9 protein-coding genes and 1 pseudogene are annotated in these 11,199 nt (G+C 72.5%); 5 read left to right on the top strand and 5 right to left on the bottom strand.

Annotated elements, in window-relative coordinates; translation table 11 throughout:
• A partial coding sequence (locus H0488_RS17760; protein ID WP_183100576.1) for a YncE family protein occupies positions 1-1,411 on the top strand: 1,411 nt, incomplete at its 5' end.
• Between the two features lie 120 nt (positions 1,412-1,531).
• A complete protein-coding gene (locus H0488_RS17755; protein WP_183100575.1) occupies positions 1,532-2,347 on the top strand; it encodes a purine-nucleoside phosphorylase in 816 nt (271 codons plus the stop codon).
• On the opposite strand, the gene H0488_RS17750 is transcribed toward H0488_RS17755, so the two are convergent.
• Complete coding sequence (locus H0488_RS17750; RefSeq protein WP_220794734.1) at positions 2,348-3,301, bottom strand: helix-turn-helix transcriptional regulator; 954 nt, start codon at positions 3,299-3,301, stop codon at positions 2,348-2,350.
• Between the two features lie 165 nt (positions 3,302-3,466).
• Between H0488_RS17750 and H0488_RS17745 the strand changes: the two genes are divergently transcribed.
• Both H0488_RS17745 and H0488_RS17740 read left to right on the top strand, forming a co-directional pair.
• Positions 3,467-4,375 (top strand): ABC transporter ATP-binding protein, encoded by a 909-nt coding sequence (locus H0488_RS17745; RefSeq protein ID WP_312856410.1) that lies wholly within the window; start codon positions 3,467-3,469, stop codon positions 4,373-4,375.
• Positions 4,372-5,196: an ABC transporter permease gene (locus H0488_RS17740; RefSeq protein WP_183100574.1), complete on the top strand. Its 825-nt coding sequence runs from the start codon at positions 4,372-4,374 to the stop codon at positions 5,194-5,196. The genes H0488_RS17745 and H0488_RS17740 overlap by 4 nt, the downstream gene beginning before the upstream one ends.
• A 25-nt stretch (positions 5,197-5,221) precedes the next feature.
• Here the strand turns inward: H0488_RS17740 and fadD1 are convergent, their stop codons facing one another.
• The 4 genes from fadD1 to H0488_RS17720 all read right to left on the bottom strand — a co-directional run bounded on the left by fadD1 (position 5,222) and on the right by H0488_RS17720 (position 9,383).
• The gene (gene fadD1, locus H0488_RS17735; RefSeq protein ID WP_183100573.1) at positions 5,222-6,826 is read right to left on the bottom strand and encodes a fatty-acid--CoA ligase FadD1; all 1,605 of its coding nucleotides are present in this window, start codon (positions 6,824-6,826) and stop codon (positions 5,222-5,224) included.
• Positions 6,823-7,260, bottom strand: a complete 438-nt coding sequence (locus H0488_RS17730; RefSeq protein WP_183100572.1) for an SRPBCC family protein — start codon at positions 7,258-7,260, stop codon at positions 6,823-6,825. The genes fadD1 and H0488_RS17730 overlap by 4 nt, the downstream gene beginning before the upstream one ends.
• A 195-nt stretch (positions 7,261-7,455) precedes the next feature.
• A complete protein-coding gene (locus H0488_RS17725) occupies positions 7,456-8,331 on the bottom strand; it encodes a hypothetical protein (protein WP_183100571.1) in 876 nt (291 codons plus the stop codon).
• A complete protein-coding gene (locus H0488_RS17720) occupies positions 8,328-9,383 on the bottom strand; it encodes a fibronectin type III domain-containing protein (protein ID WP_183100570.1) in 1,056 nt (351 codons plus the stop codon). The genes H0488_RS17725 and H0488_RS17720 overlap by 4 nt, the downstream gene beginning before the upstream one ends.
• A gap of 152 nt (positions 9,384-9,535) precedes the next feature.
• Here H0488_RS17720 and H0488_RS17715 point away from each other — a divergent pair.
• Positions 9,536-11,199: pseudogene (locus H0488_RS17715) on the top strand (phospho-sugar mutase); the annotation flags it as partial.

The raw sequence follows: 11,199 nt of genomic DNA, 5'->3' as shown, positions 1-11,199 counted from the left end.
CGCCGCGCCCGCCGCGTTCGTCGTACCGACCCCCAGCGCGCCCGCCGCGCCGCCTCCGGCCGCTGCCGCGCCCGCGGCCGACTTCGCCCCCGCGCCGGGCACGCAGGCGGCCGCCCCGGTCGGTCTGCGGGACGTGATGTGGGTGGGCAACAACTGGGACGGCACCGCCAGCATCGTGGACGCCCGCTCCTTCAAGGTCCTCAAGCGTGGGGTCAACCTGATCCCCGACAAGGCCGAGGAGATGGCGCGGATCCTGGCCAACCCGGTCGACCTGGCCCTCTTCCTCGCCATCCGGGTCGGCCCCGGCGAGGGTCACGACCAGTACGTCGACGACATGTTCACCACCCGCAACGGCCACTACCTCGCGGTGTCGCGGCCCAGCTTCGCGGACGTGGTGTGGATCAACGTCCGTCGCGCGACCCTCGGCCTCCCCGGGGCGATCGTCCGCGAGCAGCAGATGGACGGCTTCCGCACCGACCACATGGGCCTCTCCCCCGACGGGCTCCGGCTGCTGGTCTCCGACTCCACGTCGCGCCAGGTCATCGAGTACGCCATGGTCGACCAGACGCTGGCCGACGGCACCCAGGTCAAGATGGGCGACCGACTGCGGGTCTTCCCCTCCGGAGAGACCCCGCACGAGAGCAACTACACCAAGGACGGCAAGCGGATCGTCCACGCCTCGATCGGCCGGGTCTACACGCCCGGCGACGGCACCGAGGCCCTCGACGCCCTCTTCGACCCGCTGACCGACCCGGTCAAGGGCGACCGGTGGTTCCAGATCGTGCGCAACGCCGACTTCAAGATCGTCCGTCGGTGGGAGATCGGCCACGAGCTCGAGGAGGCCGGCTTCCCGAACATGAGCAGCGCGGTCCGGCCGATGGCGATGACCCCCGGCGCCCGCTACATCTACTTCCAGGTGTCCTTCTTCCACGGCTACGTCAAGTTCGACACCCAGGCGCCCGACCTCAACGGCACGACCGACTACACCCTCGAGGGCGTACCCGAGCCGACGGTCGGCCGGGTGCTGGGCATCGTCAACCTCGAGAACCGGGTGCCGACGATGCCGCGCGACCTGTACGTCAACGACTCCGCGCACCACGGGATGTCGATCAACAGCCGCGGCACCAAGCTGTGCGTCGCCGGCACCATGGACGACTACGCCGCCCTGGTCGACGCCCGCACCGGGAAGGCGCGCTACTACGACACCGAGACGACCGGCCACGACTACGGCAAGCCCTACTGGACCACGGAGGGGCTCGGCGACACCTGCTGGATCTCCCTGAGCGAGAGCGACGCGGTCGCGGTGATCGACACCACCACCGGCGAGGAGCTCGCCTACCGCCAGGTCGGCAACCACCCCCAGCGGGTGCGGCACGGGTACGTGCCCGAAGCGCTGATCGGCCAGTGGTGACGATCGGGTCGTGACGATCGGGTCGTGACGATCGGGTCGTGACGCCCGGACAGCGACCATCGGTGGTCGAGGAGGTCGCGCTGCGACCGTCACGAGACCCCGCCGGTTAACCTCCTCCTCGTGACCGACCAGCCTTCGCCGTACGACCTCGCCCAGCAGGCGGCTGTCCGCCTCGCCGAACTGACCGGCGTCGCCCGGCACGACGTCGCGCTCGTGCTCGGCTCGGGCTGGCTGCCCGCCGCGGAGATGCTCGGCGAGACCACCGCCGAGATCGACGTCACCGACCTGCCGGGGTTCAGCGCCGCGGCGGTCGCCGGCCACTCCGGCAAGATCCGCTCGGTCACGGCGAAGGGCGACGGCGGCGACCAGAAGCTGCTCGTCTTCCTGGGCCGCACCCACTACTACGAGGGCCGCGGCGTCGCGGCGGTCGTCCACGGCGTGCGTACGGCGGCCGCCGCCGGCTGCCGCGCGATCGTGCTGACCAACGGGTGCGGCGGGCTCAAGGAGACGTGGACGCCCGGCACGCCCGTGCTGATCAGCGACCACATCAACCTGACCGGGACGTCACCCATCGTCGGCGCCAACTTCGTCGACCTCACCGACCTCTACTCCGCCCGGTTGCGGGCGATCTGCCAGCAGATCGACCCGACCCTCGACGAGGGCGTCTACGTGCAGTTCCCCGGACCCCACTACGAGACCCCGGCCGAGATCGGCATGGTGCGGGCGATCGGCGGTCACCTCGCCGGGATGAGCACCACCCTCGAGGCGATCGCGGCGCGCGAGGCCGGGATGGAGATCCTCGGCATCAGCCTGGTGACCAACCTCGCGGCGGGCATGAGCGGCGAGCCGCTCAACCACGCCGAGGTCCTCGAGGCCGGCCGCGCGGCCGCCACCCGGATGGGCGGGCTGCTCACCCGGATCGTCCCGCAGATCTGATCAGGCACCCGCCGAGACGAACCGGCGGCCCACCCGCTCGAGGAGCTCGGACAGCTCGGCCGGGCCCTCGACGGTGAAGGCGCAGTCGAGGTTGGCGAGGATCATCACCGGCCAGTCGAGGGTGTCGGTGTTGAGCACCATCCGGCACTCGCCGTCGGTCAGCGGCTCGACGGAGCCCCACCGTCCCATGACGGCCTCGACCTCGTCGGCCGGTGCAGCCAGCCGGACCCGGACCTGGTGGCGCTGCGGCTGGGTCCGCAGCCCGTCGCGGACGAAGCCGACGGCGTCGCCGCCGGGCAGCTCGCGCGGCCGGAACCGCTGACCGGTCAGCTGGGGGGTCCCGGTGACGCGGTCGACGCGGAACGAGCGCCAGTCCTGCCGGCCGCGGTCGTAGGCGACGAGGTACCACCGGCGCCCGAGGTTCACCAGCCGGTGCGGCTCCACCCGCCTGCCGGTGGCCGTGCCGTCGGCAGCCGTGTAGTCGAAGGTGACCGCCTCGTCGTCGCGGCACGCCTGGGCGAGCGTGGTCAGGACGCCCGCATCGAGGACCGGGCCGCCCGACCACGGCGTGCCGTCCGTCTGCGTCTTGAGCGCGTCCATCCGCCGGCGCAGGCGCGGGGGCATCAGCGCGATCACCTTGGTCAGTGCCTGGACCGACGTCTCCTCGACCCCGTTGACGCTGCCGCCTGCGGTGGATCGCAGTCCGACGGCGATCGCCACCGCCTCGTCGTCCTCGAGGAGCAGCGGCGGGAGGTTGGACCCGGCCCGCAGCTGGTAGCCGCCGGCGACCCCGCGGACCGCCTCCACGTCGTACCCGAGGTCGCGGAGCCGGTCGACGTCGCGACGCAGCGTCCGCGGACTCACCTCGAGCCGCTCGCTCAGCTCGCCGCCCGACCAGAACCGGTGGGTCTGCAGGAGGGACAACAGCCGCAGCATCCGGGCGCTCGTGCTCATGAGATCCACCTTGGTTCGGATTGCGGTCAATAACTGACCGCAATGGTTCCTAGCGTAGAGCCATGACCCACCACAACGACAGCCATCACGGCAGCCACCACAGCAAGGGGCCGGTGATCCGCACCGTCGGGCTCACCCGCCACTACACCCGCCAACAAGCAGACGATCGAGGCCGTCCGTGGCCTCGACCTGGAGATCGCGCCCGGCGAGCTGGTCGCGTTCCTCGGTCCGAACGGCGCCGGCAAGTCCACCACCCTGCGGATGCTCACCACGCTGATCGCGCCGACGGCCGGCACCGCGGAGGTCGCGGGCTTCGACGTCACCCGCGACCGGGCCGCGGTCCGCCGCTCGATCGGGTACGTCGGCCAGGGCAACGCCGCCGGCCACCAGTACCGCGGGCGCGACGAGCTGATCGGCCAGGCCCGCGCCCACGGCCTCTCTCGCGGTGATGCCCGCGCCCGGACCGAGGAGCTGCTGGCGGCGTTCGACCTGACCGAGCACGCCGACCGGCCGGTCTCCCAGCTCTCGGGCGGCCAGCGGCGCCGGCTGGACGTGGCGATCGGGCTCGTGCAGGAGCCGGCGGTCCTCTTCCTCGACGAGCCGTCGACCGGGCTCGACCCGCAGAACCGGGTGAACCTGCAGGAGCAGGTACGCCGGCTCAACGCCGAGCTCGGCACCACGATCGTGCTGACGACGCACTACCTCGAGGAGGCCGACGCCCTCGCCGGTCGCGTGATCGTGATCGACCACGGCCGCGTGATCGCCGACGACACCGCGGCAGCGCTGAAGTCCGCGCTCGGCGACCTGGTGTCGCTGGGGTTCGGCAGCTCCGCCGACGCGCACGCAGCCGCGGCCCGGGCCGACCGGATCCCCGGCGCGCACGTGACGGTCACCGACGCCGGTGTCACCGTCCGCGCCCCGTTCGGCCGGGACGCGGCGCCCGGCCTGGTCGCCGACCTCGCGGCCGCGGGGACCCCCGTCACCCGGATGGAGGTCGTCGGACCGACGCTCGACGACGTCTTCCTCAACCTCACCGGCCGCAGCCTGCGCGAGTCCAAAGGAGAAGCAGCATGACCATCGAGATCACCTCGGCCCGCGACACCGCGCCGGCCACCGCCTCCGTCCGTCGTACGGCGGTCGCGTCCGCGCCGGTCGGGATCGTCGCCGACATCCGCAACGTGTTCGTCCGCGAGCTGATGCCGGTGCTCCGCAACCCGGCCTCGGTCCTGTTCGCCATGGTCCAGCCGCTGGTGTTCCTGGCTCTGTTCGCCCCGCTGCTTCCCGACACGGGGACCGGCTCGGCACTCCAGTGGTTCGTCCCGGGGATCGTGTCGATGACCGCGCTGATGAGCGCCTCGTTCACCGGCGCGAACCTCAGCGAGGAGATCATCAGCGGCTCCTTCGAGCGACTGCTGGTGTCGCCGGTCCGGCGGTCGGCGCTGATGATCGGCAAGTCGCTGCGCGAGATGGTGCCGCTCGTGCTGCAGACGCTGGTGATCGTGGTGGCAGTGGCTCCGTTCGCCTTCGACGTGCACCTCGCCGGCATCGTCGGCGGCATCCTGCTGCTGGTGCCGTTCAGTGTCGGACTCGGTGCGCTGAGCCTGGCCCTCGCCGTCGCCGCGAAGGACCAGGCGTGGGTGTTCTGGACCGTCCAGCAGACGGCGATCTTCCCGCTGCTCCTGCTCGCCGGCGTCCTGCTGCCCCTGGACGGCGCGCCGGACTGGCTGCAGCTCATGGCCGACCTCAACCCGCTGCACTACATCGTCGACGCCGAGCGGGCGCTCTTCGCCGGTGACTACCCGGTGGACACGATCGCCGGGGGCGTCACCGGGTCCGTCGTCGTCGGCGTCCTCGGGCTGTGGGTCGGCGTCCGGGCCATGAACCGCGCCAGCTGATCCCTCTCCATCGCGTCGGGCCGGCTCACCTGTCGGTGGGCCGGCTCGGCGCGAAGTGGCGATCGCGCTCGCCGCGCACCCAGACCGGGTCCGCCGTCTCGGTGCCCTCCGCGGCGAGCTCGCGCTTGAGCACCTTGTTGGTCGCCGTGCTCGGCAGCGCGGACGCGACCCGCACGAACCGCGGCCACGCCTTCGGCGAGAGGTCCGGCTGCTCGGCCAGGAACCGCTCCAGCTCGGCCGGTCCGAGCGAGGCCCCGTCGCGGAGCACGACGGCCGCCATCACCTGGTCGCCGACGAGCGGGTCGGGGACGCCGTAGACCGCGACCTGGCTGATCGCGTCGTGGCGGAGCAGCAGCCGCTCGATCGGGGCGGTGGCGAGGTTCTCGCCGTCGACCCGCAGCCAGTCGGCGGTGCGTCCGGCGAGGTAGACGAAGCCCGCGGCGTCGCGGTAGGCCAGGTCGCCGGACCAGTACCGGCCGCCTCGCATCCGCTCGGCCGTCGCGGCCTCGTCGTTGTAGTAGCCGGCGAAGAACCCGGCACCCGTGGTGTTGACCAGCTCGCCGACGCAGCGGTCGAGGTTGGTGACCCGGCCGGACTCGTCGAACTCGGCGCGGGGGCACTCCGTCTCGGTCTCGCGGTCGTAGACGGCCACGCCCTCGGCCGGCTGGCCGATGGAGCCCGGCGGCGTGCCCGGGACCCGCGAGACGACGACCGCGTTCTCGGTCGACCCGAACCCGTCCGACACCACGCAGCCGAAGCGCCGTCCGAACTCGGCGATGTCGCGGTCGGACGCCTCGTTGCCGAAGGCGACCCGGAGCGGGTTGTCGGCGTCGTCGGGCTGCTCGGGGGTGGCCAGCACGTAGGCGAGCGGCTTGCCGACGTAGTTGAGGTACGTCGCCCCGAACCGGCGTACGTCGTCGAGGAACCCGCGCGCGCTGAACCTCCGGGCGAGCGCCAGGGTGGCGCCCGCGGCCACCGCCGGTCCGAAGCCGGCGGCGACGGCGTTGCTGTGGAACAGCGGCATCGCGCAGTAGCAGACGTCGTCCGCGGTGAGCCCGAACCGGTCGACCAGCATCCCGCCGGCGAACACCGGCATCCGGTGGGTCAGCCGGACCGCCTTCGGGTCACCGCTCGTGCCCGAGGTGAAGATCAGCATGAACGTGTCGAGCGCGGCCACCTCCGGGAACCCGTCGGTCGTCCGCGGCGCGGTCGCGACCTGCTCGGCCCACCCGGTGGTGTCGGTGTCGATGACGGTGACGCCGGCGAGGTCGAGACCGTCGAGGAGGGGCAGGTGCTCGGCGTCGGTCAGCACGACCTGGCAGTCGGCCCGGCGGATGTCCGCGGCCAGCGCCGCGCCCCGGCGGGTGGCATTGATCCCGGCGGTGACGTGGCCGCCGATCGCCCCGGCCGCGATCGCCATCGCCATCTCGGGCGTGTTCTCCATCAGCCCGCCCACGTGCGGCGGCCGGCTCGGGTCGAGCAGCCCGCGCAGGACGTGCGCGCGGGCGGCGCTCTCGGCGACGTACTCCCGCCAGGTCCAGGTGCGGTCCTCGAAGGCGAGGCCGGCCGCGTCGTCGTCGGCGTGGGCGAGCAGCAGGTCGCGCACGGTCTGCGGATCGGCGAGGCTCATCGCGCCGCCTCGAGCCGACCGCGCAAGCCGTGCTCGCACGCCCGCATCATCCGGTCGTGGTTCCAGCGCAGCGCCGGGCGCGCGACGTACGACAGCGCGGCGAGCGCACCACCGACCGCGACCTCCTGCGTGAAGTCGGTCCGGGTGCCGCCCTCGACCGGGGTGAGGGTCCACCGCACCCAGCCCTCGAGATCACCGCTCACCGCCACCTCGAGCACCGGCGGCTCCTGGGAGACCGCGTCGAGCACCAGATCGAGCGTGTAGGGCAGCGCCGACCGGCACAGCACCCGCGCCGTGTCGGGACCGAGCTTCGCGACCGCCACCACCTGCGGCCACCACTCGGGATAGCGCTCGAGGTCGAGGACGGTCTCCGCCACGTCCGCCAGCGGCGCCGCGGTCACCCACGACGCAGCGAACGAGTACGACGCCAGCACGCGCCCATGATGCCCAACCGCCCGCTGGTCGAGGAGGTCGCCCTGGCCGGCCCCCGTTGGTCGAGGAGGTCGCGCTGGCCGGCCCCCGTTGGTCGAGGAGGTCGCGCTGGCCGGCCCCCGTTGGTCGAGGAGGTCGCCCTGGCCGGCCCCGTTGGTCGAGGAGGTCGCGCTAGCGACCGTCTCGAGACCAAGCGATCAGCAGCCGCCCGGCGACCCGCTGCCGAGCGAGTAGCCCCGCGGCGTCCTGGTGCCCTTGTTCAGGTCGTAGTTGCGCACCCAGTCGATGAGGACGTCGGCCTTGTCCATCTCGACGTCGCCGTTGCTGATGACACTCATCCGCATCGTCAGCGGGACCTTGGGGCGCGCCGCGTCGGCCGCGGTCGACGCGACCGCACGGCCGTTGACGAACCAGGTGATCCGCCGCTTGGTGATCTGCACGCCGTACAGCCGCGGCGGCAGGGTCGCCCCGCTCCGCCCGTAGCCGGTCAGGGTCCGGGTCCAGGATTTCGCGCCGGCGTTGACGCCGATCTTGATGGTCGGCGCGCCCAGCACGGAGCGGGCGAGGGTCAGCCGGTAGGCGGGGCACTCCTCCGGCCCGGTGCCCTCGGGCACCAGCTCGACGAGGAACGTGTGCTCGCCGTCCTTGGTCTTCTCGTCCAGCCGGGTGCGCTCCTTGAGCTCCCAGCGGCCGAACCGCGCCGCCTTGCCGGTGAGGGTCAGCCGGGTGTCGCCGCGGTCCTTCGAGCCGTCGTACCGCTCGCCGGTGTGGAACTCGATGCCGCCGCCGAACTTCACGACCCGGCCGGTGCCGTTGCTGTAGTCGAGCCACTTGCCGCCGCTGATGTCCGCGCCGCGGTAGGCAGGGCTCTCGAGGTCCTCGCCGAACTCCCACGCGTAGTCCCACTGCATGGTGCGCCACCCGTAGCGCTGGGCGGCGGTGACACTGTCGCCCGCCAGCGCGCTGGAGACCGGAGCCTCGGCGGTGCCGGGGGCAAGGGTGACCGGACCGACGACCAACGCGGTCGCGAGCGCGGCGAGGCGGAGGGCGAACCCGGGCGTCAGGCGCTTCATCGCCGCGCCCCCTGCTTCGCCTGCGGCGTCTGGGCGGTGATGCGCTCGGCGAGGCGGCTGTACACGCCGTCCGCGCTGACCGTGTAGACCGCGTAGCGGTACGAGCGGTTCGCCAGGATGCCGTTGGTGTCCTTGTAGGTGTAGAGCGTGCCCGACGGCTTCTCGATCGGCTCGACCACAAACCTCTTCGGCGTCGCCCAAGTCGGCTCGACGCCGCCAGCGCTACCGCGGACGACGACAACGCTGTGTCGGTTCGGGTCCGCGGGAAGCGTCCATCGCAGCGTTACCGACGATTGTGTCGTCGCGGCTACCGTCAGCCCGGTGACCGTCAGCGGCCGGTCGACGATCCGGAAGTAGAACGGCAGCGAGGGGAACCAGCCGACGTTGTCGCCGTACTTGGTCCAGTCCTCGAGCACGGCCCGGTAGACGCCGTCGGCCGCGGCCTTGCCGCTCGCGAAGTCGGCGAACCCGTTGCTGTCGAGCGAACCGTTGCCCTGCACCGCCCACGAGCTGTCCGGCTGCCGCAGCTCGAGCCTGACCCCGCGGCCCAGCAGCACCGGCTTCTTGTCGTCGTTGGCCCGGTTGACCGTGTCGACCCGGATCTCGTACGGCTCACCGTCGACGGCGAGCCCGCGCGGGAGTGGCTCCAGCACGGCCTCCCCCGGCCACTGCACGGAGGCCGGGTTCTTCTCGCGGACGAGCACGTCGGCGTCCTGGTGCTCTGCGCTGAAGACGTGCGCCGGCGTCTCCGCGGTGCGGCTCACCACGCGGAACTGGACGGCGTTCATCGCCGGGGCGTGGAAGGTGAAGCTGAACCTGCCGTCGGGACCCGTCGTCCACGGCTTCGGGATGGAGTCCGGCACGTCGGCCCAGGCAGCGCCCGACTCGCCGCGCCGCTGCAGCCAGATCGCCTGGTTGCCCGGCCCCACTGCGCCGGAGAAGGTGAGCCGCTGCCCACCGTAGACACCATGGTCTGGCGTCACGTCGAGCGAGGCGCGAGCAGCTGCGCCCGTGCTCGAGGGCGCGACGAACAACGCGACGATGAGCCCCATGACCGGCACCCATGACATCGCAGCGGTCTTCAACCGGCGACTAGACAATTCTGCTCACCTCACCGGAACCGTAAGTCGGATTCCCTGATCCTGCAGCCTTTCGCCCGAACTGGGTCGCCCGACCCGGCGACGACGGCGCTACCGTGCCCTCCATGACCACCCCCGACGTCGACGTACTGCTGACCCGCGCCCGCAGCTGGCTGGCCGAGGACCCCGACGAGCGGACCCGCGCCGAGCTGGCCGAGCTGATCGCGCGGATCGAGGAGCACGGGCCGGGAGGCACCCAGGAGGAGGCCGTCGCCGAGCTGGCCGACCGGTTCCGCGGCACCCTCGAGTTCGGGACCGCCGGCCTGCGCGGAGCCCTCGGTGCCGGTCCCAACCGGATGAACCGGATCGTGGTCATCCGCGCGGCAGCCGGGCTGGCGGCGTACCTCCGCGACCACGGCGCCACCCACGGCAGCACGGTGGTGATCGGCTACGACGCCCGCCACAACTCCGACGTCTTCGCGCAGGACACCGGAGAGGTGATGAGCGGCGCCGGGTTCACGCCGCTGATCCTCCCGCGGCCGCTGCCCACTCCCCTGCTCGCCTACGCGATCCGCGAGCTCGGCTGTGTCGCCGGCGTGATGGTGACCGCCAGCCACAACCCGCCCCAGGACAACGGCTACAAGGTCTACCTCGGCGACGGCAGCCAGATCGTGCCGCCGACGGACACCGAGATCGCGGCGCGGATCGCCGCGATCGGCACGCTGGCCTCGGTGCCGCGCGAGCCGATCTCCGCGACCGGAGGTCGGGTGCTGGGCGAGGACGTCGTCGACAGCTACCTCGACACCGTCGCCGACCTCGCCGGCGACGGCCCGCGCGACCTCAAGGTGGTCTACACGCCGCTGCACGGCGTCGGCGGCACCTCGGTGGGCCAGGTGCTCGAGACGGCCGGCTTCACCGCGCCGCAGGTGGTCGAGACCCAGGAGCAGCCCGACGCGGACTTCCCGACGGTCGCCTTCCCCAACCCGGAGGAGCCCGGGGCGATGGACCTCGCGATCGCGCTCGCGGAGCGGAGCGGTGCCGACCTGGTCGTCGCCAACGACCCGGATGCCGACCGGTGCGCCGCCGCGATCCCCGGCCCGACCGGCTGGCGGATGCTGCGCGGCGACGAGGTCGGCGCGCTGCTGGCCACGCACCTGCTGAAGAACGGGAAGCGCGGCACCTACGCGACCTCGATCGTGTCGTCCTCGCTGCTCGGCAAGCTGGCCGCTGCCGCCGGCCAGAAGTACGTCGAGACGCTCACCGGCTTCAAGTGGATCGGCCGGCTGCCCGGGCTGGCGTTCGGCTACGAGGAGGCGCTCGNGAGGCGCTCGGCTACTGCGTCGACCCGGAGCACGTCGCCGACAAGGACGGCGTCTCCGCGCTCCTGCTGCTCTGCGAGCTCGCTGCCGAGGCCAAGGCCGCCGGCCGGGGCCTCGACGACCTGCTCGACGACATCGCGGTCGAGCACGGCCTGCACGCGACCGACCAGCTGTCGGTGCGGGTCAGCGAGCTCAGCGAGATCGTCGCAGCGATGACCCGGCTGCGCGAGACCCCGCCCTCGTCGATCGGCGGCCTCGCGGTGCTGGAGGCCGAGGACCTCAGCATCGGGTCGGAGGCGCTGCCACCGACCGACGGCCTGCGCTACCGCCTCGCCGACGGCGCGCGGGTCATCGTCCGGCCGAGCGGCACGGAGCCGAAGCTCAAGTGCTACCTCGAGGTGGTCGTCCCCGTCGCCGACGGCGACGTCGCAGCCGCCCGGGCGTCCGCGGCGGAGACACTGGCGGGGGTG

The sequence above is a fragment of the Nocardioides pelophilus genome (assembly GCF_014180685.1).
GTDB lineage: Bacteria > Actinomycetota > Actinomycetes > Propionibacteriales > Nocardioidaceae > Nocardioides > Nocardioides pelophilus.
The sequence above is the reverse complement of the archived record's forward strand: the minus strand, read 5'-3'. Positions and strand labels throughout refer to the sequence as shown.